At 48.0% G+C, this 25,317-nt stretch carries 17 protein-coding genes; 6 read left to right on the top strand and 11 right to left on the bottom strand.

Annotated elements, in window-relative coordinates:
* Nucleotides 1–99 precede the first annotated feature (99 nt).
* The 6 genes from QUB68_RS22450 to QUB68_RS22475 all read left to right on the top strand — a co-directional run bounded on the left by QUB68_RS22450 (nt 100) and on the right by QUB68_RS22475 (nt 5,666).
* The gene (locus tag QUB68_RS22450) at nt 100–936 is read left to right on the top strand and encodes a HipA family kinase (protein WP_332996588.1); all 837 of its coding nucleotides are present in this window, start codon (nt 100–102) and stop codon (nt 934–936) included.
* The gene (locus QUB68_RS22455; RefSeq protein ID WP_332996589.1) at nt 914–1,297 is read left to right on the top strand and encodes a DUF3037 domain-containing protein; all 384 of its coding nucleotides are present in this window, start codon (nt 914–916) and stop codon (nt 1,295–1,297) included. Before QUB68_RS22450 ends, QUB68_RS22455 begins: the two co-directional genes overlap by 23 nt.
* A 20-nt stretch (nt 1,298–1,317) precedes the next feature.
* Nucleotides 1,318–1,728 carry an MAPEG family protein gene (locus QUB68_RS22460; RefSeq protein ID WP_332996591.1) on the top strand — a complete coding sequence of 137 codons (411 nt, stop codon included), beginning with the start codon at nt 1,318–1,320 and terminating at the stop codon, nt 1,726–1,728.
* Nucleotides 1,729–1,800: 72 nt separating this feature from the next.
* Nucleotides 1,801–2,673 (top strand): class D beta-lactamase, encoded by an 873-nt coding sequence (gene blaOXA / locus QUB68_RS22465; RefSeq protein WP_332996593.1) that lies wholly within the window; start codon nt 1,801–1,803, stop codon nt 2,671–2,673.
* 318 nt (nt 2,674–2,991) lie between these two features.
* Nucleotides 2,992–3,942, top strand: coding sequence for an ABC transporter ATP-binding protein (locus QUB68_RS22470; protein WP_332996594.1), 951 nt, complete (start codon nt 2,992–2,994; stop codon nt 3,940–3,942).
* A gap of 50 nt (nt 3,943–3,992) precedes the next feature.
* Entirely contained in the window at nt 3,993–5,666 is a 1,674-nt protein-coding gene (locus tag QUB68_RS22475) for a hypothetical protein (protein ID WP_332996596.1), read from the top strand.
* 683 nt (nt 5,667–6,349) lie between these two features.
* Here the strand turns inward: QUB68_RS22475 and cruG are convergent.
* The 11 genes from cruG to QUB68_RS22535 form a co-directional block, all read right to left on the bottom strand.
* A complete protein-coding gene (gene cruG / locus QUB68_RS22480; protein WP_332996598.1) occupies nt 6,350–7,552 on the bottom strand; it encodes a 2'-O-glycosyltransferase CruG in 1,203 nt (400 codons plus the stop codon).
* A 281-nt stretch (nt 7,553–7,833) separates the two neighbouring features.
* Nucleotides 7,834–8,772 carry a gamma-carotene 1'-hydroxylase CruF gene (cruF, locus tag QUB68_RS22485; protein ID WP_332996599.1) on the bottom strand — a complete coding sequence of 313 codons (939 nt, stop codon included), beginning with the start codon at nt 8,770–8,772 and terminating at the stop codon, nt 7,834–7,836.
* A 110-nt stretch (nt 8,773–8,882) separates the two neighbouring features.
* Nucleotides 8,883–9,155 (bottom strand): hypothetical protein, encoded by a 273-nt coding sequence (locus QUB68_RS22490; RefSeq protein WP_332996601.1) that lies wholly within the window; start codon nt 9,153–9,155, stop codon nt 8,883–8,885.
* A gap of 150 nt (nt 9,156–9,305) precedes the next feature.
* Nucleotides 9,306–11,921, bottom strand: coding sequence for a CHAT domain-containing protein (locus QUB68_RS22495; protein ID WP_332996603.1), 2,616 nt, complete (start codon nt 11,919–11,921; stop codon nt 9,306–9,308).
* 114 nt (nt 11,922–12,035) lie between these two features.
* Complete coding sequence (locus QUB68_RS22500; protein ID WP_332996605.1) at nt 12,036–14,999, bottom strand: two-partner secretion domain-containing protein; 2,964 nt, start codon at nt 14,997–14,999, stop codon at nt 12,036–12,038.
* Between the two features lie 60 nt (nt 15,000–15,059).
* The gene (locus tag QUB68_RS22505; RefSeq protein WP_332996606.1) at nt 15,060–18,023 is read right to left on the bottom strand and encodes a two-partner secretion domain-containing protein; all 2,964 of its coding nucleotides are present in this window, start codon (nt 18,021–18,023) and stop codon (nt 15,060–15,062) included.
* A gap of 52 nt (nt 18,024–18,075) precedes the next feature.
* Nucleotides 18,076–18,693: a Uma2 family endonuclease gene (locus tag QUB68_RS22510; protein ID WP_332996608.1), complete on the bottom strand. Its 618-nt coding sequence runs from the start codon at nt 18,691–18,693 to the stop codon at nt 18,076–18,078.
* Between the two features lie 169 nt (nt 18,694–18,862).
* Nucleotides 18,863–20,878, bottom strand: coding sequence for a ShlB/FhaC/HecB family hemolysin secretion/activation protein (locus QUB68_RS22515; RefSeq protein WP_332996610.1), 2,016 nt, complete (start codon nt 20,876–20,878; stop codon nt 18,863–18,865).
* Nucleotides 20,879–21,247: 369 nt separating this feature from the next.
* A complete protein-coding gene (locus QUB68_RS22520) occupies nt 21,248–22,252 on the bottom strand; it encodes a protochlorophyllide reductase (RefSeq protein WP_332996612.1) in 1,005 nt (334 codons plus the stop codon).
* 331 nt (nt 22,253–22,583) lie between these two features.
* A complete protein-coding gene (locus tag QUB68_RS22530; RefSeq protein ID WP_332996615.1) occupies nt 22,584–23,147 on the bottom strand; it encodes a Uma2 family endonuclease in 564 nt (187 codons plus the stop codon).
* Between the two features lie 75 nt (nt 23,148–23,222).
* On the bottom strand, nt 23,223–25,247 hold the full coding sequence (locus QUB68_RS22535; RefSeq protein WP_332996617.1) for an RluA family pseudouridine synthase: 2,025 nt from the start codon (nt 25,245–25,247) through the stop codon (nt 23,223–23,225).
* Nucleotides 25,248–25,317: the final 70 nt, after the last annotated feature.

Genomic DNA, 25,317 nt, shown 5'->3' on the forward strand with positions numbered 1-25,317 from the left:
AGATACAAAGTCCGCAGCGATTAAAATTTTACGTGACGTACAACAGCAAAAATTATGTAAATAATGGACTTTTTAACTACTGGATATTGAGAATCAGTTATGCCCAATTCTTCAATCGAAAATCAAAAATCGAAAAGCGAAAATAGCATGAGTCCCAGCTTGCGAACAGTAACTGCTACCAGATATGTCACTCCCTTGCGGGAGGGCGGCTCGCTACCGGCGATCGTCGAAGCCGACGATGATGGTTTGTACGTGCTCAAATTTCGCGGTGCGGGCCAGGGAGCCAAATCTCTGATCGCGGAGCTCGTAGCGGGGGAAATTGCGCGCGCCTCCGGGCTACCAATCCCCGAACTCGTGTTTGTGGAACTCGATCCCGAACTCGCTCGCACTGAGCCCGATCCGGAAATTCAAGATTTAATTCGCGCCAGTGCTGGCCTCAACCTCGCCCTCGACTATCTCCCCGGTTCCATCACCTTTGACCCGGTAGCAGGCAAATCCGAGGCGGATCTTGCCTCAGAAATTGTCTGGTTCGATGCTTTTGCGACCAATATCGATCGCACGCCGCGCAATGCAAATATGCTGGTATGGCACCGCCGGCTTTGGCTGATCGATCACGGTGCAGCTATGTACTTCCATCATACTTGGAAAGATTATCGATCGCGCAGCCGCGATCGTTTTCCCGCCATCAAAGACCACGTTTTGCTGCGCTTTGCTAGCACCCTCGAAGCGGCAGATTTAAAAATGACTCAGATGCTAACAGCGGACATCATTCGCAGCATCGTTAAACTGATTCCTGATAGTTGGCTGGTAGCAGGTTCTCCCTTCAGCGACAGCAACCAACATCGCGATGCTTATACCGAGTACCTGCTAAACCGGTTAGAATCACCACATATTTTTTTGGAGGAAGCGATTAGTGCCCGATCGATGTCTGTATGATTACGCGATTATCCGCGTCGTTCCCAAAGTCGAGCGCGAAGAGTTTGTCAACGTCGGCGCCATTGTTTCTTGCGGTGCAAAAAAATTCCTCGAAGCCCGCATCGAAATTGACGAACAGCGCTTGATGGCGATCGACTCAACCTTGGATCTGGAACTGATTCGCAACCACCTAGCGGTCATTCCCGTCATTTGTGCGGGCGGCAAGGAATCTGGCGCGATCGGTCAACTTCCCCACAGAGAGCGCTTTCACTGGCTCGTAGCGCCCCGCAGCACGATCGTTCAGACATCGCGGGTACACACCGGTTTTTGCGAAAATCTACCGGGCGCGATCGAACGCTTGCTCGATACAATGGTGCGATAGTTTCGCAAGGTAGAAAGATCATGCAAATTGAACCGACAAATATGACTTTCCCTCTCTGGGGTTTAGCAATTTTCATTTTGTGGACGATCGCAGTCGTCATCCTGCTGATAGCAGTCAGGATTCGGCATCTATCTGCGGGCGGATCTCCCAAAGATTTCGGAACACAGAACGATGAAAGCTTGCTGTGGCGACTATTTCGAGTACAATCCAACTTAATAGAAAACTTGCCTTTGTATTTGGGAGTTGTTTTCCTGCTAACAGTTAGGGGCGTCTCAGGAACAGCCGTAGATTCGCTGATTGTTGCGTACATCGTATTTCGGCTGGTGCATTCAATAGTTCACATCGCCGGCCTCGATCCCAAGTTTCGGATAGTGAGTTTAGCAATTCAGTTAAGCTGCTTAGTTGCCTTAACTGCAATGGCAGTTTTATAGTTGAGGAATCACAATTATCTGCGTTCATCTGTGTTCATCTGCGGTTTCCTCGAATTGAATCAAACAAAGTTTATGAACCGAACATTTCGCGCGATCGCTCTGATTGTAATTGTATTAAGCTGCATTACTGCTGTTATAGTTCAGACACAGCAATCGGCCTTAACCGCGCCAACTCCAGCCCTGGAATCTCTGCGAGGGCGTGGAGATGTGGCTCAGACAGTGAATTTTGCACGGCATTTTCAAGAGCTGGGAGTTGAAGGGGCGATCGCCATTTGCGACTTGAAGGGCGATCGGCTTTACCAACACAACCCGCAGCGCAACAGCACAGCTTTTTTACCCGCATCTACATTTAAGATTCTCAACTCTCTGATTGCCTTAGAAACAGGCGTAATTGCCAATGAACTTGCAATTCTAACTTGGGATGGAATTCAAAGGCAAATTCCCGCCTGGAATCGAGACTTGAATATGAGAGAAGCCATCAAACTTTCCGCCGTCTGGTTTTACCAAGTTCTCGCGCGCCGAGTCGGACACGAACAAATGCAAAAATGGGTAGCCAAAGCCGATTATGGCAACCAAAACATTGGAAAAAAAGATGATATTGATAAATTTTGGTTAGAAGGAGAACTGCGAATCACACCCAACCAGCAAATTCAATTCTTGCGCCGTCTCCAAAACAACGACTTACCCTTTTCCGAGCGATCGATCTCTCTAGTTAAAGATATCATGATTGTCGAACAAACTCCCGATTACACAATCAGGGCAAAAACAGGCTGGGCCGGCTTTGGAGAACAAACAAAGGATCAAATCGGCTGGTATGTCGGTTATTTAGAGCAGAATAAAACTGCTTACTTTTTTGCCACAAACATTGACATTCGCAGTACAAAGGATGGAGCAGCTAGAATCGAGTTAACGCGCCGTTGCTTCAAAGATATGGGGCTGCTGTAAATGCGTTATCTGTTTTCCAATCACAAACCTGTAGATAATTCTTCTAAAGTCTTACCATTTCATATCTTGAAAAATATCTGCGTGTATCTGTGTTTATCTGCCTCGATCTGCGGTTTCCCCATTGCTCAAAAAATCACGCAATAAGTTTACCAATTATTAATTACCTTTTGCCCAACCATACCAAAACTCAAAATCTTTTTAATACTTAACAATTTATTTTGCGAAATACCGATGACAACTGCTGTATTAAAAGGCTAAGCTAGTTGCAAGCTTTGGAACTAGGGATGCACCGCAGCAAATTTCACTCGCCTTTAAAATATGGCAAAAGAATTAGCAATAGACACTCGCGGACTCACCAAACAATTCGATCGCCATATTGCCGTCAATGACATCGATTTGCAAGTCGCCGCCGGAGAAATCTGCGGGCTCATCGGCCCCAACGGTGCTGGCAAAACTACTTTGCTGCGAATGTTGGCCTCCGCTGAAGAACCGACTACAGGGGAAATTTATATCAACGGTAAGCGCTTGTTGCGCGATCGAGCTAACCCCACTCTCAAACAGCACATCGGCTTTCTGCCCGATGACTTTCCCCTTTACGACGACTTGACTGTGTGGGATTATTTAGATTACTTTGCCCGATTATACAACTTGCGGCAGCCCCGTCGCCGAGAACGCATCTATGCAGTGTTAGAACTCGTGCAATTAACCAACAAGCGCAACAGCTTAATTTCCACTCTGTCGCGGGGGATGAAACAGCGCCTGAGTTTGGGGCGCACTATTATTCACGAACCGCTGTTGCTGCTGTTGGACGAACCGGTTTCGGGTTTAGATCCGATCGCGCGATCGCAATTTCGCGAAATTATCAAAGCTGTGCAACAAGCCGGGATGACTGTAGTCATATCATCCCACGTTCTCAGCGATTTAGCCGAACTTTGCACCTGGGTAGGGATTATGGAACTCGGTTATCTTGTCGAAAGCGCCCCTTTGCAAGAACTTTACAAACGCCTGGGAAAACAGCAAATTTTCATGGCAACTTTGGGTGATTTAGCAGCGCTGACATCGGAATTAAAAAACTTTCCTTGGGTAGAAAGTTGGGAAATATTGCCGGAAAATCAGCAGGTGTGCGCTCATTTTTCTGGAAGCCGGGAAGATGCAGCTAATTTATTGCGATCGCTCGTCAATGCTAACATTCCCCTCACCGAATTTCACTGCACTCAAGAAGATTTAGAAACTATCTTCCTGAAAATGGGACATAAACAAGCATCTTAAATAAATCTCCCCAATTCTAATTCTTCACTCACTACTCAAAACAATTACCTATGAGACTCAACTTGCTAGACACAATCGGTAACTGGAATTCCCAGTTATTTCGAGAACTCAAAGGCCGCCTGAAAATGGGCAATATTGCGATCGCCAGCGTCCTTTCCCTCAGCAGTCAACTGGTGCTGTTTTTGTCTTGGCGCGCCCAGATACCCATTGTCCCTCCCGTCTCTGAGGGCAATTACCCCACTCATCACCAATTCTGCACTGGATTTGACGGCAACACCAAAGGTGACGGAATCAAGTGTATCCAAGATGCGACGGGAAACTTTATCATTAACTGGCCCTATTGGTGGCTAGAAATATTCGTTTACTTGAGCATATTTAGCGCGCTCGCACTATTAGTAGCAGGCACTTATCTGCTCGTCAGCGACTTAGACAAAGAGGAACGCCGAGGCACGCTCAACTTTATTCGCCTCAGTCCCCAGTCTGCCACCACAATTTTTATTGGAAAAATTCTCGGCGTCCCAATTTTACTGTATCTAGCAGCAATTCTGACTCTACCGCTGCACATCTACAGCGGATTAGCAGCTCAAATACCTCTGCATCATATTTTATGTTTCGACATAGCAATGGTAACTAGCTGTGCTTTATTCTACAGTGGCGCAATGCTATTTGGCTTAACAACCAGTTGGTTAGGAGGGTTTCAACCTTGGTTGGCTAGCGCTGCGGTTTTGACTTTTATTACCACAGCTTTTTATGCACCGTTAGTCGGCAATGCTGCTGATTTGCTAACATTCTTGTCTCCGGCTGCTGTCTTCAAACAGGTAGTTTATCAAGTTTATTCGCCATCCGATTCTAACCCTGGTCGGTTCATTGAAAAATTCAACAATCTCGAATGGTTTTATTTGCAGGTTGGCGAAAATATTTTGGCTTGTACCGCCTTATCTTTATTGATTGCTGCGGTTGCAACGTACTGGATGTGGCAGGGATGGCAACGTCGCTTTCCCAACCCGATCGCCACTGTTTTGAGTAAGAAGCAAAGTTATTTGCTGGTGATTTGCTATCAGTCAATAATTTTAGGATTTGCACTTCAATCAATAAATAGGGGGTACGGGCTTAACAGTATCATCTGTTTGTGGATTCCAAATTTGATGGTGTTTTTAGCTTTGATTGCGGCTTTAACGCCGGAAAGACAAGCTTTGTACGATTGGGCGAGATATCGCCAACAAATCGTTCCTAGCAGTCGTAAATTGTGGCGCAGATATCCGATACTCGATTTAATTTGGAGCGAAAAAAGTCCGGCATCATTGGCAATGGCAATCAATCTGATCGGTTCAACACTGATTATAACACCTTTCCTAATGATGAATGAAAACGCTTTTCCCGCCACCATCGCCTTCATAAATCTCATCCTAATTTACAGCGCCCTCACCCAGCTATTCCTATTTGCAAAAATCAGAAACCAGGAAATTTGGGCAGCCTGTACAGTCGGAGGCGCTATCATTTTGCCGCCAATTATTTTGTGTATGCTTTCCGTCACTCCAGAAAAAGCTCCTTTAATTTGGGTCTTTTCAGTCTTTGGGGGCTCGATTCTGGAGAGCGCGTCAGCACATACCATTTTGCTCTCGATACTCGGCCAGTGGACTGTCTTGGTGCTGCTTAACCTGCAATTGAAGCGGCAACTCCGACTCGCAGGCGAATCAGCCTCTAAAGCGCTGCTGAAGGCTTGAAAAGATTAAGACGGCGGTTGAAACCGCCTGCTATTTTTGAAATTGTCGGACGTTTCAATCGAGAAGGGATCTGTAGGGTGTGTCGCCATTGAAAATTCCTCAAGAAAAATCGATAATCGAGCGAGCGACGCACCTAGATTCTTCAATAGCCCGTGCAAACAACCCTCCGTTTCACTCCGCCCAATAATTGTGTAAGGTGCGTCGCCATGAAATTGTCGATTGAATTTAGGAATTTTCTTTCTTCGACGCACCCTACAAATACTTTTGCTCTTATGCTTTAAAAAATCTAAAGATATCGCATTAAGGATATGTAACAACAGGATAATATGATTACTTTGAATACCCAGTGGATTTTCAAATCATATTTTTGTTCAAGGAAGTAGTGGAAGGGAGGAAAGACGGCTAACAGCATGATGAACCAAGCCAAAGCTCCTGCCTGGTAAATCTTGCTTTCTGTATAGGAAGCGAATAAGAACACTCCGAAGCAGACAGAAAAGTAAATTGATAAAAGCCAACTAATTAATTGACAGACTATGCTCATAAAGCTGACATTTTTTAACAATATTTGTGTGTGATATGGCCTTGCTCGATTAAGTGAGGTACGCGGGTGAGCAATTACCAGAGATCTTGCATTCATTAGCTCTCATATCTTGAAAGGAATCTGCTACATTGTCGGTCATTCACTAACTATACTTGCGGCCGCGCCACTGAGTAGGCTGATTAAACGCAGAAATCAGAATTCGCACAAACGCTAACGGATCGGCTAAAGGTGACAGCCAAAACAGCCATTTACCCGATGCCTGAGTGCGATCGTACGAAGGAGCGATCGCAAAACACAAAGCCGATCGCACCGCCACCAAAAACACGTTCAATCCCCACAGCCAAAAGTGCGGAAACACGCCAACCGCCGGCACAGAACCAGATAGCAAATAGTACAGGACGATCGGCACCGGCAAACCTTGAACCGCCAGCAACAGCCACAAATCGCCCCAAATTTGACCGCGAGAAGCAGCATCTTTCAAATCGAGCGATCGCCCCCACTCGTTCCAAGTCTCGATCGCCCCCTCATACATCCGCACCTTCAAAACCTTCGCCCCATCCAAAAACCCCACCTTAAAGCCCTTAGCAGCAGCATAGCGAGCCAGAGTCACATCATCGCAAAAAGAACCTTTTGCGACCTCATAGCCCCCTAAAGCCACCAAAACCTCGCGCTTACACAAGAAACACTGACCGTTCGCCATCACCCGTTCCGGCACATCTCCGCCAGTCCCCGTCGGCCCGAACCGATAAACCAAAGTCATTAACAGCGCAGGTTGCAGCCACAACTCGCCCGGATACTTGAGGATAAACTGCGGTGATAGCGAAATCAAATCATAATTTCCAGCAGCAGCCGTTTTCAGCAAACTCGCAATCAAACCCGGATGCGGCTGAGTATCCGCATCGATGCCCAAAATCCACTCGCACTTCTCGGAACTTGCCAAAAAACCCGCATTCAGCGCCCACGGACGCCCCACCCAGCCCGCCGGTAGCGGATCGTCGTTAATCAAGCGAAACCGCGGGTCTTTTTCGGCGGCAGCTTTGACTAAATCCCCTGTTCCGTCTACCGAATAGCTGTCAACAACCACAACCTCCCGGAGCTCGTAACTTTGGCGGCTCAATCCTTCCAAACAAGGCGCAATTCTCTCTGCTTCGTTCAAAGTCGGCACTACCGCCGTACAAGCGCCCAACAAGTCCAGCGTCGGCGAATCGGGTTCTAGGGGCGGGATGCGCGATGGGCCTTTGATCAATCGCGACATTAAAATGGCGGCGGCGGGTAATTGCAGCAGCAGGAGCGCGACAGGGATGATGCTTGTCAAGAGATTTGGGATGTGGTTGGGGGCGATCATAGGATTTTAGATTTTAGACTTCGACTTCGCTGAGTCGAACGATTTTAGACTGCGACTTCGCTGAGTCGAACGATTTTAGATTTTAAATTGAAGAATTGGGAATTACGGCTGGTATCAATTTAAAAAACTTAATAAAATTTTGGCTTCAAACATATTACAGGAATTGGGCATGAAAATATTGCTGCTGAAAAACCCGGTCTCTGGTAGAAACCGGGTTTTTAAATTAGCTCAAAATTTCGTGTAAATTTTCGCCAAATCAGCCGCGATCGCACATCAGCCGCTTACTTACGCAAAGCGCCCACGCGCTGAGATGGAATTTCAGCTTTGAGAGCAGATTCTAAAGACGGAATTGCTTCTGTTACGTCATCTACTGCGGGTTTAGCGATCCAGCTTAAGGCGATCGCCGGAACTACACCCAGAAGCACAGCTAGCGATGTCGGGAACCAGAACCGAGAATCCAAGGAAGTTACAGTGATAATTGCTCCGAAAGCAAAGTTTACCAAATAAACAATTAACGGCAAACCCAATTCAGCTCGCTCTAATTTAATCGAGCTTTTTCTCCAGAAGAAAGCTGCTACGGACATAAACACAGCGCCAGTGCCCATCCAGCCCGCCAAATTGCGGTAAGGCATCCCGAAGAAAGCTCCAAGTTCCTCAAACTCCCAAAAAGGCATAGAAGTTTGACTCATCGCCGGATCTAGTACAAAATCCCAAGCTGTCAGCAGCAAAGCACCAAGGGCGATCGCCCCTATTTGGCGCACCCAGTTGAGTTCACCTTTACCACCAGCGACTCCAGCGCGAGCAATTATGTATGAAACCAGTCCTAGATAAAACCACGACAGGGGAATTGTAAACGGCACCAGCCCTGCAACTTTGTAACCCAAACCGCTCAAATAGTGGTAGTTACCGAAGGGAAAACCGGTACTCGTTCCCAACAATTCGCTACCCAAGGACAAAAACACAGAAGGCAGCAAAAATGCCAGAGTTGTACTCGTACCCAACGTCCGAAAGGCATAGAGAGCAACCGCGGCTGCACCAAAAATGATATAAACTACTCCACCCCCAGCCATCCCCCACTGGAACAAAGTTTGCCCAGCGGGCGGTAAACTCATCACCAATTCGGGACGGGGTAAAATCAGCAGTAACCCTGCCAATCCAAAAGCCATTGACAAGACGTGGGCAATCAGGCAAAAGCGCTCAGCAATCAAAAGTTGCTTCATGGGACTCCTCGAAAAAAAATATTAGATGCAAAAAGCACTCGTCACCAGTTTACAATCTTTAACAAAAAACCAAGCATTTAAGTGATTAGTCATTGGTCATTGGTCATTGGTCATTGGTCATTGGTCATCTTGCCCGCTCGCGTAGCCGAAGGGTGGTCATTGGTATTGGTCAGTTGACGGTTGACTGCAAGCCCGATGCCCGATGCCCGATGCCCCATGCCCGATGCCCGATGCCCGATGCCCCATGCCCGATGCCCGATGCCCGATGCCCCATGCCCGATGCCCCACTGGGAATTGGCATTTTTCCCAGACTGACACGCAGCGCCCAGAAACCCGGTTTCTTGGTAATGGATTGGCTGCAACAAGCCTAGACAAGATTGCAAAAATAGCGAAAATTTTTTCCCAGGCCAGTTGACAGTTGACAGTTGACAGCTTGGGAAAGAGAAGGGTTGACCAATGACCAATGACCAATGACCAATGCCCCATGCCCTATGCCCTATGCCCCATGCCCCATGCCCCATGCCCGTCTTAAATTATTGCCAATTCCCCACGAGCACGAAAGGTGCCCAGAAATAGGGATTTTGATACTCTCGGTTTTTCAGCAAGGTTAATTGAGCGTTGCGGAGGGCTTCAGCTTTGCTGGTTTTAGAAGAAGCAAGCTGCTTGTAAAACTCAGTCATAAAAATAGCTGTAGATTCGTCGTTGACTTGCCAAAGCGTGGCTGCGGTGCTGCGGGCGCCCGATCGAATTGCGGCACCAGCCAAACCCAAAGCCGCCCGGTTATCGCCCGAAGCCGTCGCGCAAGCACTCAACACCAAAAGCTCGATCGGCTGTTGGTTGTCTCCAGTGCGATCTCGCAGCAGCCGATCGAACTCATTGACATTCACTTTCTGATCCCAAGTCACAATAAAAGTATCCGCCGCATTCGAGCTAAACTGACCGTGAGTTGCTAAATGGACGATCGGGTAAGACAAAGCTTTAATGCGATCGTGCAACCGCCCGCTCACAAAATCTTGATTCAGCAGCCCGCTCGCCGGCATCTGCGCTGCAATTTGTTCAATTTCCCGCTTCACCCCCGGCAAAGCCGAGAAGCCTTGACGCGCTTCCGAGAGGGCAGCGGTAAGCACTTTTAACTTGACTTGACTCAGCGGTTTCGGTGCCAGCAATTGCAGTCCCGGCGCTAAAGCAATACTGTACTTTTCTACCAAAAACTTTTCGCCATCGTGCAGCACAGCCATCGGCAGATTGCGAATGTTACCGTCGAGTACAAATACCAGAGTTTTAATCCCGCTGGCAGTCAAATCGGCCTCCGCAGGGCGGATCAACCAGTCATAAACCTGTTGGACAAGCGGCAACCTGTCACGGGGAAAAGCAGCAGGCCTGATGGCATTTTTGGCTTGTCTGAAAGCAGTTTCTAACTCGGCTTGAGACTTCTTAGTCCTGTAGCGGCGCAGAGGTTTGCCGGGAATTGACAAAATTACCTCCAAACGATCGCTCAAAATAATCGGATAAATCACCGCCGCTGTCGGATCAATTTCCTCGATCGACTTTGGTTTAGCATCAGCACAAGCATCCCGAAAAAAGTTATCCAATTCCGCCAACTGCAAAGATTCCACCGTTTGGCGCGCCTGCTTTAACTTATCTTGACTGGGAGATTCCTCTGCCAAAAGCAGCCCGACTAATTCCCGATAAACCGGTTCGGCACTTTCCCGAAACGAAAATTGCACTTCGGGATTGACTGTCACCAAATCGCCCCGCAGAGAAGACAGTACATTCACAGCTTGAGTATATTGGGCGATCGCCCCTTCTGTATCTCCCTGAGCTTTCCGAATTCGCCCAAGTTGCCAAAACAATTGGTAAGCAATATCGGGAGATTGAAACGCCGGCGCTAAACTCAAAGCCTGATTTGTAAACGTTTCTGCCTGCTGATTCTGCTTTTGGATTTCCGATAGTTTGCCTTTGGCTGCCATAATATAAGCTTGTATTCGTTTGTCGCCCAAACTGTTCGCTGGTTCGAGAGATCGATCGAGCATTTTGTCAATATCAATTAAACTCAAAGTTTTACCAGGCGACTGAGCTAATTTCATCAAGCTTTGAGCCAGATTAATTTGAGCATAAAGTCCGGCGCGATTTGACGGAAGTTGAGCGACTTGAGGCTCGATGGAGCGCCAAAAAACCTGTGCCTCCGACCAATTTTCGCGATCGACTAACAAACTCAATTCGTTCAACTTCGCCTGAATTTGTAGAGGCGATGTCACTGGAATTGCTGCGGCCGATCGAGCATAATATTCTAGGGCCGAGCGTTCCAACTCAGTCCGCTGTTGGACAGTCAAACCCGGTTTATTGCTTTTAGCCCGTTCAGTATTGCCCAGATTCAGAGAAATTGCCGCCTCCTCTTGTCTAACGCCCAATTTTCCCGCCGCTTCCAGTCCTGCTAATAGCAAATCTTGCGATCGTTCCAGTTGTCCTAAAACTCGGAACACCCGCCCTAAAGCATTAATTCCCCGGACGTTTTCAACGGAAATCGGCTGATTTTTTAAACTTGCCAAACCCGCAGTTGAAATTTCACAGGTTTTGTTTTCCAGTTTGAACGAAGCTAACAGAATTTTGCAAGCTCTGGGGTAAAGTCCGAGAGTTTCCCACGCTCGACTTTGATTGATTTGAACTTGAAAAAGTTGGTTTTTGCGATCGAGTTTCTCGAATATTTTAGCGCTTAAGTCGAAATTGTCGATCGCCTCTTGAGTCTGCCCCCGTTCGAGTTTAATCTGTCCTTGAATATTCAGAGTTTCCGCCAAAATCCGCTGTTGTTCGGGAGTTGTCGGTTGCGATCGCACAACTGATAAACTAGCATTCACAGCTTGTTCTGCTGGTTCCCAAAGTGTTAACTGCCCGTAGGTGGCAGCTAAATTGCTCAAAGCCGTGGCGCGATCGAGATTTTGACCTTTTGCCTCAAAAGCCGCCGCCGCTTGCTGCAACAGCGGTACAGCTTCCGAAAAACGTTCCGAAGTGTAGAGAGTTTTAGCTTGTCTCAGAAGCTGCACTCCTTGTGGTGGCTGAATCTGGGCAACTCCGGGAGGAATCGCCACGGCTAGCAGACAGGATATCAGAAATAAGATAATTGCTTGTCGGAGCGATCGGGTAAACTTCATATAAGCTTAGAGCACTTGTATTTTAAATCGATTGAAAACCCCAGACCAAAACCTGTGGGAGCGTAGATGAGCACCAATATTTATCCGCGTTGATCCGCAGTAAAAAACATCTTGTCAGCGCGGCGGACAAACAGAATGCGATCGAGGATTGCGAGAGTCAGCAGCATTACCCCGATTGTCTCCAACCAGCGTAACTTCTCCTTGAGTATTCACCACCCAACCCCGCGCCGGAACAACTTCCCGATCTTTTTTCCCCGCTTCTTCCCTCTTTCCTCTATCCGTTAAATCCCGTACAGTGCTCGCTGCCGAACCTTCCACCCACGGAAACGGCGTTTCTGCACTGCTGAGGGCATCATTCGGACTCGGTGGCACTCCCCCTTTTCCAGTAATAGTAAACTCGCTTTTTGCCCCTTTAATGCAGGGATTTGCCGCAATTAACGCAGCCGGATTCACCACATTTTGCGGCAACTCTACTAAACCTTGAGCCGGATTCACACCAGAAGAACTAAATGTTACCGCCCCTTGCAAAGCCGGGCCAGCGTTTTGGGAAATAGCAGCAATGTCGCTGGTGGGAACTAAAGAAGTAGGACTTACTTGCAAAGCTGCAAATTGAACATCTGTTAATTCCAAATTGCCTCGCACTTGTTCGCGGCTGACTGCCGTAAAGCCCAAAACATTGGGGACATTGACATTCACGCGGCCACCGGCTGCGCTGCGAGCATTCGCAGTAATATCGCTATTTTCCTTGGGTAAAGCAGCCAAAGTATCGCTGTTAATATTGATATTTCCACCCTCAGAAGTACCTGCATCTGTTGTAATTCTGCTCCCGCGTCGCAACTGGATATTTCGCGCTTGCAGGTTAATATTTGCCCCGACACCGGATACAGTCGTGCCGTCAATACTGGCTTTGTTGTCGAGGGCGATCGAACTTGCGACAACATTAATATTACCACTGCGTCCCGATCCCAAACTCCCAACAGCGATCGTCGCCCCATCCCGGATAGTCAAGCTTGGGGTAGTAATGCTGATGTTTCCCGCCGCGCCCGTGGGGGGAGCAAGCCCAAATAAAGTCTGATACACAATCTCTCCAGAAGCGGTTGCTATACCGGAAGCAGAGAAATTATCTTTGGTTCCAATCAGTTTTACCGATTCCGAAGCATTGACAATGATATTTCCGCCATTACCCTCACCTAGAGTAGATGCTCCTATTGCCGCTGCACCTTCAAGAGTCAATCGCCTAGTATTAATCCTCAAATCTCCAGAATTACCACCCGCAACAGTCCCGGTAATTAATTGACTGCGAGCAATATTAGCAGCGGATAAGCTGTCACTTTGGCTGCTACCAGTTAGTGTCACAGAGTCGGTGGCATTTATGGTAAGGTTTCCACCCCTGCCGATAGCAGGAATCACACCAGTTCTAGATGCAACTCCGCTGGTAGAACTGATCGACGTTCCCCCTTCTATCAGTACAGAGCGTGTATTAATTTCTATATTTCCCGCGTTTCCCGTACCGCCAATACTGTTAGTGATAATACCAGTACCGAAGGAACTATCTAATCGGTATTCTGTGAGTAGCACCGAGTCAGAAGCTCTCACGATTAAGTTTCCACCATCACCTGCACCCACAGTTGCGCTTGATATAACTGACCCATTACGCACAGTTAGCTTTGCGGTATCAACTATTAAATTGCCTCCCCTACCTCGATCGATCGCGGTAGTGAACAGCCCCGATTCGCTGACGGAGACTGATTCAGAAGCTTTAATTGCCACATTCCCCCCTGCTCCTGCACCGTAACTCGGGTTGATGATTAACGCGCCTTCTCGGAGCATTAGTTGCTTAGTATCAACTGTAATATTCCCCGCCGCACCCGCGCCCACTGTCCCGACAGCTATGCCGCTTTGCCTGGTTAAAAAGCTAGAAGTTCCTGTTGTGCCGGCATCGAGAACATTGCTCCGAAAGTTATCAAATCCAATTCCTGTAATTTCTACAGCATCTGTCGCACGGACGCTGACATTTCCTCCGGCTCCCGTCCCGGTAGTACCAGTTGAAATAAAGGCTTGGCCTAATATTCTTAACTGTGCTGCATCAACTGTAATATCGCGGCCGTTGATACTTCCCAATGTATCGGAAACTAGGGAAGCCCGATCGCGCAAAATCACATTTGAGCCCCGGAGTGCGATCGAGCCACCACCAGGCCCGCTCGCTGTCACCGCCGATAAACCTGATAATTCAATGTTGCCAAATTTGGAAATATTTGTATAGTCTAAACCTAATCCTATGGGCGTGATATTGAAGCTTACCAAACCCGGACTGGCGACGCTTCCTAATTGAATGTTACCGCTAAAAGCGCTCGCAAAACCATTATCAAAAGTTAAATTTCCTCCTACCAATGCTAAGGTTTGACCGGGAGTAACTGCTAAACCCACTGGTATTTCTGTACCTTCAATAACTTGAGTAACTCTCGAAGCGTTGACAATTGCACCGGGATTGTCTCGAAAGCTTAAACCCACAGGAATGTTAATCGCTAACAATGGCACTGCATTAGGATTAGCAGCACTAAATTCAAAGCCATTATTAAACACAACTCCGCTAGCAGTTGAACCCATAAATGAACCGCGTAAATCTAACCGTGCATTCGGGCCGAAAACAATTCCTTTCGGGTTAATTAAAAATAAATTAGCATTGCCTAGAACTCCCAAATTTCCTAAAATATTTGAGGAGTTACCGCCCGTAACGCGGGTGAAGATGTTAGAAATTCCGTTAGGATTTTCAAAATAGCCTCCCCGCCCTTCATTAATGTTGAATTCGCGCAAGCTGTGAAATAAATTAACGCCGCGAGTTGCACCGCCAGTGATTCTATCTGAGGGTAAATTGTTGATAGTATCGGGAACAATGCGCGAACTTTCCGCGCCCAAGCTGCCGTCGGGGACGATTTGGGCGATCGCACGAACGGGAAAAAAGCACAAGTAACAACTCGCAAATAAAAGATAAATCGCTGCTGAAATATAGTATTTGTCCCGGTTTTTTAGTTCGTTGATTTTGGATAGTTGCCAGAAAAAGATATGTTGGAAAACCATAATTAACCTATTGTTAGCTGACATTCGGCGAAAAAATTTTAAGCATAAGCTATTTTGAGATCATCGGGGCGGACAAGCCGACACTGGATTCCTCGTGCGCCCTGAAAATTGACCCGCATCGTCAGAAGCCACCAGCGTAACTTCCCCTTGAGCATTCACCACCCAACCCCGCGCCGGAACAACTTCTTGAGCTTTTTTCTCCATTTCTTCCCGCATTCCTTCTTCCCTCTTACCTCTTCCTTCTTCTTCCTCCCTTCTTTTCACCCTGAGCGAAGCCGAAGGGCCTTCTTCCTTCTTGCTTCTTCCTTCTTCTTCCACCCACATAAACGGTGTTTCTGCACTGCTGAGGGCATCATTAGGACTCGGTGGCACTCCCCCCCGACCAGTAACTGTAAACTCGTTTTCTTGCCCTTCAATGCAGGGATTTGCCGCAATTAACGCAGCCGGATTCACAACATTTTGCGGCAACTCTACTAAACCTTGAGCGGGATTCACCCCAGAAGAACTAAATGTTACCGCCCCTTGTAAAGCTGGGCCAGCACTTTGGGAAATAGCCGCAATATCGCTACTCGGAACTAAAGAAGTAGGACTTACTTGCAAAGCTGCAAATTGCGCGTCACTGAGATTCAACCTGCTTCTGACTTGTTCGCGGCTAACTGCTGTAAAGCCAAAAACGTTGGGGACATTCACATTCACGCGGCCGCCGGCTGCTGTGCGGGCGTTGGCTGTGATATCGCTGTTTTCTTGGGGAATAGCCAGCAAAGTATTGCTTTTGATGTTGATATTGCCACCTTCAGAAACACCGGCATCGGTGGTAATTCGACTTCCGCGCCGCAATTGGATGTCTTGCGCTTGCAGGTTAATATTTGCTCCGGTACCGGATACAGTTGTACCGTCAATCCTGGCTTTGTTGTCAAGGGCGATCGAACTTGCGACAATATTGATATTACCAGCGCGTCCGGTTCCCGTAGCCTGCACCGTGATTGTAGCTCCATTTGTGACAGTTAGCCGATCGCGCGCATTCAAATTCAACGAGCCGGCATTTGCTGTAGCATTGGGATTAGTACCGAATGTCTTGCCAACCGAGGCATCAATTGTACTAACAAACAGACCGTTATTACTGGTGCCGCTGACTAAAATGCGATCGGCATTAACAGTAATATTCCCCACATCTCCCGTACCCAAAGAACTCGTAGAAACTATCCCCCCATCCCGCACAATGAGGCTGGGCGTATCAACACGAATATCCCCGCCCCGACTAGAACTCAAAGTGCCAGAAGTCAGCGCGCTAGCATTCTGAATTCCGCTAGTCAAAACTTGAGAAATACCTGAAATTTCTACTGATTCAGTAGCCCTAACCGTTAAATTTCCAGCAGGCCCGCCATCCTGAGAAAACAAAAACCTGCCAACTAAAACACCCGTTCCTAATGTAAACGCAGAACCGCCAGAGAGACTCAACCGCTTGGTATCAACATTAATATTACCAGCACGTCCGGTAGAACCGATAGTTAGTGTGCTAATTCCGGTTGACACAACTGTTTTCGGGCCGCTGTTAGACAATTCGATTGATTCAGCAGCTTTAATATTAATACTCCCAGACGGGCCGCTGCTGTAACTTGTAGTACCCAGAAGAGAACCGTCGCGCATAATTAATCGACTGACATCAATACTAATACCTCCTCCCGCCCCGGTACTTTCTTTCGTCGTCCCGTTGTTGACTCCAGAACCCACCATTTCAAAAGTATTGGCGCGAACAATCAAATTTCCGCCCCGGCCAGCACCAAAAGTTATCCCGCTACCGAGTACCCCATTGTTGAATAGCAAGCGTCCGGTATCGAAGGTAATACTCCCCCCAGCACCAGCACCTGCACTAGCATTAAACATCGTAAATAGCGGGCCAAACGGGTCTGTGGTTCCCGATACCAAATATGTAATTGCCACTTGTTGAAAGGCATCAACTCCCAGACCGCTCATTTCTATTGAATCAGCAGCGCGGAAATTGATATTACCTCCGGCACCATCTCCTAAAGTCAAAGTAGAAAATTGCGTGCCGTTTTGCGATCGCAACTTTTGGGCGTTGATATCGATACCTCTACCATCAATATTGCCCAGTGTAATCGCATAAAATCGCGCAGCGTTCAGGGTGATATTTCCACCTTTTAACTCTACTCTGCCGCCACTGGTGCCGCTGGTATTTATGAGCGTTCCATCGGATATTTGAATGTTGCCGAAGTTCTGAATTTTCTCATAATTTAAACTTAAATTTCCATTTTCCCCCGCTGTAATTGCCAAATTAACTAAACCGGGACTGGCTGCACTACCGAGCAAAATTTGTCCGCCATTGGCGGTTAAATTGCCGCCTGGGATTTGGATGTCGCCGCCAATCAGTGCTAAAGTTTGACCTGGATCTACGGCTAAACCAACTTTATCTGTAATCGGAATTGGCACGGAAGATGCTGGCAGGTTAATCTTTCCCGTCGCCGTCGATTGATTGACAATTGTACCAGGACTGTCTCGAAATCTTAAACCCACGGGAATATTAACTGTTAATAGCGGTGATGTTTGCGGGTTGCTGCTGCTGAATTCAAAGCCGTTATTAAACACAATACTGTCAGCAGTTGAACCGATAAACGAACCGCGCAAATCTAACCTAGCATTCGGGCCGAATACAATGCCTTTCGGGTTAATTAAAAATAAATTAGCATTGCCTAAAACTCCCAGAGTTCCTAAAATATTTGAGGATTTACCGCCCGTGACGCGGGTGAAGATGTTAGCAATTCCGCTGGGATTAGCAAAATAAGCTCCCCGCCCTTCACGGATGTTAAATTCGCGCAAGCTGTGAAAGAGGTTAACGCCGCGAGTTGCACCGCCAGTGATTCTATCTGAGGGTAAATTGTTGATCGTATCGGGAATTGTGCGCGAACTTTCTGCGCCCAAGCTGCCGTCTGGGATGATTTGGGCGATCGCACTTCCGGGAAATAGCAAAAATAAAGCACAGACTAGGGAGGAATGCAAGCGAGACATAAAAAACTCCTATCAACGATCAAATTTATCTGTGTAAGCTCATCTAATTTATCTAAAGTGTTTGAATTTGGCTGCTGAGTACAATTTGCTCGACAGTGATTTCCAATTCTGAAAAAGTGGGGGAAATAATCCGCTGATTGTCTCTAAAACTTTGAACTACATAGCGGTCATTTTCCAAAGAGTAAACGAAAACGGTGGGAACTTTGGGATTGCCTAGATAAGCCCGAGAAGCGATCGCCAAATAGTCCACAATCCAATACTCACGAATGCCGAGCCGTTGATACTCATCTAGCTTATCAACATAGTCGTCTTCCCAGTTAGTCGAGGTAACTTCTACTGCTAATTGGATTGGTTCGGTAAGAGCTCCGTAACCACGTACATTGCTATTCCATACTGATGCTTTAACCACGCCAACATCAGGATTTCTGCCTTGTTCTTGTCCTGAAGCTTTGACTGTTCTAATCACTATATCTTTGTCAACAATATAGTCAAGTTCTAAGCGGCTGATTTCATCGTTAAAGCCACATACTAGAAATCTTGCCACATTTTTATCAGCTCTAATTGATTCGACTTTGACAATCTCCCCATTTACAAGTTCGTAGATGCCAGATCCGTCTGGGTATTTTTGCAGGAAGTCTGCAAATGTTAATTTAGTTTTTGTCTGAACCATAAGACAATCCCTCTGGTGTGAACTACTTTATATTTTAGAACATGGTTTGTAGTGAGGACTTTAGTCCTCAGATGCGGACTAAAGTCCGCACTACGAACCTATTTTTATTTCAGATGCGGACTAAAGTCCGCACTATGAACCTATTTTTATTGTTGTCGCTTTCTAATAGCTAGAAGGGAAAATAATTAATCCGAAAGTAGATGCCTTTTTCTTGGAAAGTTCGATCGCCCGACGATCGAGCATTAATCAAAGGAATACCATAATCTAGACGCACATTCAACCGATCGCCCATTTGCCAAATCAGCCCCACACCTGCACCCAGCAGTTTGTCAGAGTCAGGATTCGGTTTTTCTCCTGAATGGTTCCAGCCTACCCCAAAATCGACAAACGGAGCGACTTGTAACAATCCTTTGACTTTCGGCACCCGCCACACCGGGATTCGCACTTCCGCAGATGCGATCGCACCGCTATCAGTTAACAGCAAATCTTGGCGATATCCGCGCACACTTTGCACGCCACCGATCCCGATTTGTTCGAGGGAAAGCAGCGGGCGATCGGCTAATTGAATGTCGGAACGCACAATCAGCAAGGTTTCCGGCGCTAGCAGCCGCACATACTGGGCTTGTCCGCGCCACGACAGAAAGCGACTGTCTGGGCTGCTGTTATTCACAGTAGCGCCCAAAAAATTAGTACCGACAGAAAACTGCGATCGCGCCGCGATCACTTGTCGGGTATTCCGCTGCACGTATTCCTGAAAAAACCGCACCGCCGAAACCCGCGTTTCGCCGCGCTCGTTTGCTCCCGCCGACAGCGCAAATCTTTCCCCCAACAGGAATGTGTCGCTTTCTTGCCGCGAAAATGTCACTCCCGCAGCCAAAGTGCGATCGGGCTTTTCGACAATCGGCTGGCGGTAAGTTAACTCGTAAGTCCGCGATTTTCCCTCGATTCCAGCACCATCAAAGGGTTGCTCGATCACGTTGGTGCTCGCCGCACTCGCAGCAAACCGAATCGTGCCGTTGCGCGCGTTGACGGGGACTGTGTAGCTGCCGTTGAATTCGTTGCTGCCGTCGGTGTTAGCATAGGATACCTCTAACCCGTCGCCCAAACCGAGCAAATTCGCTTGATTGACGCGCACACCGCGCCGAAAACTGCCGACGCTGGGCGATCGATTATTGTCTGCAAACACTTCACCGCTAAGGCTGTCTGCTTCTTTGATCCGCACTTCTAAACGGCTGTTTTCCGGGCGGCTTCCGGCTTGCAATTCGGCGGAAACATTGGCAATTAAGGGGTCGAGTTGCAGCATTTGCAAGGCTTCCAGCAGCCGATCGCGATTCAGGGGCCGTCTGGTAGCGCGCTCTAGGCGCGATCGCACGTAATTTGCATTTAAGCGCCTGTTTCCACTAATCTCAATTGCATCTAATCCGCCTTCGATAATCCGAATTTTCACCACACCTCCTTCTCTCGGAAAGGTTTGGTTAGCGGGAATTACAGCGCCGGAATTGATGTATCCTGCTGCTACGTATTTTTGAGTCACAGCCGCTTCTGCTGCGATCAGTTCGGCAAAGGTGATTTCGCGCCCCGCAAACTGTTGCGTAACTTCTGCGAGTTCGCGATCGCTAAAGGCTGTATTCCCCTCAAATTCAAAGCGCGAGACCCTAATTGTACCCGGAATCCCCGGTCTCATGTCGCCGGGAACTGGTATTGGGACGCTGGGTTGGAGGGGAGACGGCGGCGGAGGTTGCGGTGCTGTTGGTGCGGGTAATTCCGGCTCTCTCGGTTGAATTGGGTTGGGCAGTTGGCTCAGTTGCGAATCTCGATCGGCATCTAAACCCGTTTTTTTGGTGTCAATACTTTCTTCTAGTTGTTTACCGGGTTGAGAAAGCGCGGTTTCTTGAGCTTTTGTGTCTAATGTGCGATCGACCGAATTTGCCGTTTGCGACTGCAATTCGGGAGCAGACGCAGGTAACTGCGTTTTCTCGTCAGCGTTTGTCAAGTCTTCGCGGCGGCTGATATCGGTGTTGGTGGGAAGCAAAGCGCGATCGGCTCCGCTGCTGACTGCTGCCAAATCCTCCACATTTGAGGTCAAAATGTCAACGGTGCTAGCGAATGTTTGGGTTGGTTTGGCCAACCAAACTAACCCAAACATTCCCGCGATTAAAAATAGTTTTTGCGATCGACAATTCATAGGCTATAATTATTTTCTCTAATAATGGGGTGCCAATATTTTCAGGAATGAATCGCCCTCAGCTTAAAATCAATCTTAACCGCAAAGAAAGCAACAGCCCCTGCCACCAAAAGTTGTGGAACGGTTAAAAACCAAAAGGTCGATCGAGCTTTTAGTTGATCCGCCAAAACTTACGCAGCAACGGGGTGCAGATCCGAAAAATATCGTGTAAGTCGATCGCAAATCCTCAAATAATCGGTTTGGGCGATCGTAAAACCAGAGATTTGTAAAGGTTCGTAGTGAGGACTTTAGTCCTTCTGATTGCGGACTGAAGTCCTCACTACAAACCCATGTGCAGACTAGGTTTCAACCGCCAAGTCTTATTTGGAATTATGCAGAAACGCCCGCACTAGCAGCACCCATTTGAGATCCATCAGCCAAACCCACCAACTTAGCGCTCAACTCCCACATCCGATCGCCTTTCTCATCATCGCGCGCCTGCGGAGAAACCTTCTGCACAAAAGACTTACCATCTTTTTTCTGGCGGTTTCCCCAACTCCAATAAGCCCCAGATTGCTTGTATTCCGGATCTGCAACCACCATCGCCAGCCTTTCGCCCGCCAACTCCTGCGACACATAACCGCCGGTGATATTCTTCTGAAACAGCGGGAAAAGTTTCTGAAATAAAGGATAGTGATTGCGAAACAGTGGCGTATCCGCGACGCATCCCGGATACAGCGAAGTGAAATTAATCCCGGTGGATTCGTGAAAGCGGCGGTGCAATTCCCGCATCGTCAGCACGTTGCAAACTTTGCTATCTTTGTAAGCCTTGACGGGTTCAAACTTCTTGCCGTCAGCCATCGAAACCGGGTCTTTAAAACCCGCTTCAAAGCCCTCAAAATTTCCCAAATCCGGGCGCGGCGGAATCTTCCCGCCCAACTCGTCTGGATTGTGCGTCACGGTTCCCAAAATCACGATTCTGGCATCTTGATAATAGGAAGGCTTCATACTCTCCATCATCAGATTGCACAGCAGGAAATGACCCAAATGATTGGTAGTCATCGTCAACTCGTAACCTTCAGGGCTCCGCTGGGGTTCCTTAATCAAAGGCATATAGATAGCCGCGTTGCACACCAAAGCGTCTAGAGGCCTGCCGCTTGACTTGTATTCCCGAGCAAAGCGGCGCACGCTTTCCAAATCGCCCAAGTCAATCTGCATAATTGTGAAACTGTCTTGAGGTATGCCCAACTCTTGGGCGGCGTCTCCGGCTTTGCGCACGTCGCGACAGGCCATGACTACGTGCCATCCTTTGTCTGCAAGGGCTTTCGCGCCGTACAAGCCGACGCCGGAGGATGCGCCGGTGATGATAACCGTTGACTTGTGATTTTGTGCCATTTTCTTAAAAATGCTTCCGCTATTGATGATTTTGGGGCATCTCAAAAGCTGAGCTAGCAGCTTGGATATTTTGAGATACCCTCAGGTTAATAGGATAGGCGGAAACGTTGTGGATCTCAACTGTTAAAATAAGTTTATAGTTTAGTATTCTGCCAAGAGCTATGCGGTCGATCGAGCAACTGACAGAGGAAATATTGTCTTTGCCTAGTGCATCAAGAGCACGAATTGCAGACAAAATCGACAATCTTACAGCGACGCACCTGACAAAAGAGTTGAGTAAACAAACCCAACACTTTTTTTGTAGTAAAATTTTTGAGAAATGGTATTAGTTTTAATCAAGCAGCCAACTAAATAAACCTTCAACAGTAAGATTGAATTCTCTCGCAAATTCTGGCACTGGTAACAGTACATCGGCTTCATCATAAAATGCTGTTGGTCGATCGCGCAAATAAATAAATACACATTGCTCAGATGGGTCAATCAGCCAACCCATCTGCGTTCCATGCTTCAAACAGTGTAGAATATTTTTCGTTACCTTAGTTTGGCTTTGGTCGGGCGAAAGAATTTCAATCGTCCAATCTGGCGCAATTGAGAAAACATTAGCCACTTCGCCATTTTCCTTACGAGGAATCCTGTTCCACAGGAATACCGAAACATCGGGTATAATCGATCGCCCACCAAAAGTGCAGCGGAGTTCTGAGAAAGCTCGTGCAATCTTCTGGGATCTTACAACCGAGTTGATTGCAGGGGACAATTCTGTCTGAAGTGCACTATGTTCTCCTTGTGGCATTGGTTTTTGGACGATGCCTCCATTGATGTATTCGCTGGCTGGTTCCGTTTCTGGCAGCTTCAGAAACTCTTCTAGGGTAAGGGTTTTAGTGGGAGTCTGTACCATTTTAAGGTTTCCTGAACAAAGGCGAGTTGAGATTCCTATAGTTGTAATTCTACTTTCAGGCGATCGCGAGTGCGATCAAAATGGTGTCGCCACCTGTAAGCTGAGCCTCGATCGCAACTGCGGGTGCTCGAAGACAAGTTCCCGTGCGTGCAAGTGTAGCCGGTTCGCAGCAGCGCGACATCCGTACAGGCGATCGCCCAAAATCGGTATTCCCAACCCTCGGACATCCGCCGCATGAACCCTCAATTGATGCGTGCGCCCCGTCAACGGCAAAAACTCCAGGCGATCGTAATTTCCGTGTTTCGCCATTACCCGAAAGCGAGTAACGCTGGGTTTTCCGCACTCCCAATCAACTTGCTGAAGCAGGGAATTTTCCGCGTCTTCGGCGAGAGGCAGTTCGATAGTCCCCACTTGTTTGTTCGCAGTCCCCGAAAGCACCGCTTCATAAACTTTGTGAACCTGCCTTTTCTCAAATTGCTGCCTGATTTGACTGGCGGTTTCTTTGTCCCGCGCCAGCAGCAAAATCCCCGATGTTCCCATATCTAACCGATGCACCGCAGTCAGTTCTAACCCGTCCGGTAACAAGTTCCGCAAGCGACTCAGCACGCTATCTTGATTTGCCAAGTAACGGCCGGGAACTGACAGCAACCCCGAGGGTTTGTTGACCGCAATCAACCATTTGTCTTCATAAACAATCGGCAGCATTTGCTGGGGATTGGTAACGGGCAAGATGCCCGTTCCACAATAATTTTTATGGCTTGTGGGGTGGGCATCTTGCCCGCCCCAAGAGAGAGTCTCTGCCTCCGCCACAGGTGTTTTTGCAACGGGCAAGATGCCCGTTCCACAATAATTTTGATGATTTGTGGGGTGGGCATCTTGCCCGCCCAAATCTTGAGGCTCTGCCTCCGCCACAGGTGTTTTTGCAACGGGCAAGATGCCCGTTTCACAATAATTTTGATGATTTGTGGGGTGGGCATCTTGCCCGCCCCCAAAAGGCGGATTTACACTTGTTTTTGACACGGTTTTTGACAGAATCTTACTATTAGCTGGCTCTGAAAAAGCCGGGTAAGCTTTCGGTTGCGAAATACTTGGATTTTGAGCTAATCCTGACAGCAAAAAACCCATCAATGGCTGACACCGATCGCCACAAGCGCCATAAAATTCTCCCTGAATCTTATCACCGGATGGCGGCCCCCACCAAAACTCAGCCATTGCCAGCGGTTTCAAATTGTGTACTGCCGCGCAGTGCAGCAATTTTGGGGCGCAGCAGTCGCCGGTACCAGTGGGAATAGAATTAGCTGGCATTAATTCCTGGAGCGATCGCGATTTTCCCAAAAAATTGACCAGGGTGTAAGCCACGTGCATCTGCGCCTGAAGTTCGCGGGAAAGTTCTTTTCGCCGCTGTTTCAGCCCCCGCATCCGCTCGTCAGCAGCTTCTATTAATAGTTTTAGCGGCTGCAATATTTCATCCCGCTGCCGTTTCAATTGCCTGCGTTCAATTCCCTCCAAACGGCTGGCTTGATTCAGTTGTTCGATCGCAATTTCCAGTGTTCCTGCTGCCAGAGTTTGACACAGTAACTGGCGTTTTTCCGATCGCTGCTGCTGGCAATTGCTGTGGCGCGCCTTCAAAACTTGCAATTGCAATTCAAACTCGCCACATAAAGCTTCATACTCTTGTCGCTGCGGGAGTTGATTGAGTAAAATAAGTTCCTGTTTCATCGTCTCCAGTTGAGCCACCGTGCGGGCTTCCTCGAATGCAACTCGCGATCGTCCCGGAATCGGCGGCACCCAGCCGTCAACAACGCTGCAACCGTTGAGCAGCCCGGAAAATGCTTTGAGTATCCGCAGCTCTCCCCAAGGCATCTCCACCAGCAATATGCCGTACATCTTGCCTTCGCGATCGTAGAAATCGTCAGCAGCCAGGTACTGCATCAAACCCCGGGCGATTTCCTCAGACATCCGAGTGCGGGGCAGTCTCAGCAGTTCGCCGCTTTCAGGACAACAGCCTTCGTAGCAATAACTGGGGCCAGAGTCGATCGCCCCCGAATGACAGTCGGCAAAGCAGTCCGTGAAATCTAAAAGCGCGTGCAGAACGAGCATATAAAATTTGGTTTGAAATCTGGATGAGGACATATTTGTATGTGTCCCGACCCTATTGTACAGCCCTGTA

It is taken from the genome of Microcoleus sp. A006_D1 (assembly GCF_036702805.1).
In the GTDB taxonomy this organism is placed as follows: Bacteria; Cyanobacteriota; Cyanobacteriia; order Cyanobacteriales; family Microcoleaceae; genus Microcoleus.

Bases quoted from the DNA above. Each gene is read 5' to 3' on its own strand.
- QUB68_RS22530 (WP_332996615.1), bottom strand. From the start codon at position 23,147: ATGGTACAGACTCCCACTAAAACCCTTACCCTAGAAGAGTTTCTGAAG.
- QUB68_RS22495 (WP_332996603.1), bottom strand. From the start codon at position 11,921: ATGAAGTTTACCCGATCGCTCCGACAAGCAATTATCTTATTTCTGATA.
- QUB68_RS22505 (WP_332996606.1), bottom strand. From the start codon at position 18,023: ATGTCTCGCTTGCATTCCTCCCTAGTCTGTGCTTTATTTTTGCTATTT.
- QUB68_RS22535 (WP_332996617.1), bottom strand. From the start codon at position 25,247: ATGCTCGTTCTGCACGCGCTTTTAGATTTCACGGACTGCTTTGCCGAC.
- QUB68_RS22515 (WP_332996610.1), bottom strand. From the start codon at position 20,878: ATGAATTGTCGATCGCAAAAACTATTTTTAATCGCGGGAATGTTTGGG.
- cruG (WP_332996598.1), bottom strand. From the start codon at position 7,552: ATGATCGCCCCCAACCACATCCCAAATCTCTTGACAAGCATCATCCCT.
- QUB68_RS22510 (WP_332996608.1), bottom strand. From the start codon at position 18,693: ATGGTTCAGACAAAAACTAAATTAACATTTGCAGACTTCCTGCAAAAA.
- QUB68_RS22500 (WP_332996605.1), bottom strand. From the start codon at position 14,999: ATGGTTTTCCAACATATCTTTTTCTGGCAACTATCCAAAATCAACGAA.
- QUB68_RS22475 (WP_332996596.1), top strand. From the start codon at position 3,993: ATGAGACTCAACTTGCTAGACACAATCGGTAACTGGAATTCCCAGTTA.
- QUB68_RS22450 (WP_332996588.1), top strand. From the start codon at position 100: ATGCCCAATTCTTCAATCGAAAATCAAAAATCGAAAAGCGAAAATAGC.
- QUB68_RS22470 (WP_332996594.1), top strand. From the start codon at position 2,992: ATGGCAAAAGAATTAGCAATAGACACTCGCGGACTCACCAAACAATTC.
- QUB68_RS22520 (WP_332996612.1), bottom strand. From the start codon at position 22,252: ATGGCACAAAATCACAAGTCAACGGTTATCATCACCGGCGCATCCTCC.
- blaOXA (WP_332996593.1), top strand. From the start codon at position 1,801: ATGAACCGAACATTTCGCGCGATCGCTCTGATTGTAATTGTATTAAGC.
- cruF (WP_332996599.1), bottom strand. From the start codon at position 8,772: ATGAAGCAACTTTTGATTGCTGAGCGCTTTTGCCTGATTGCCCACGTC.
- QUB68_RS22460 (WP_332996591.1), top strand. From the start codon at position 1,318: ATGCAAATTGAACCGACAAATATGACTTTCCCTCTCTGGGGTTTAGCA.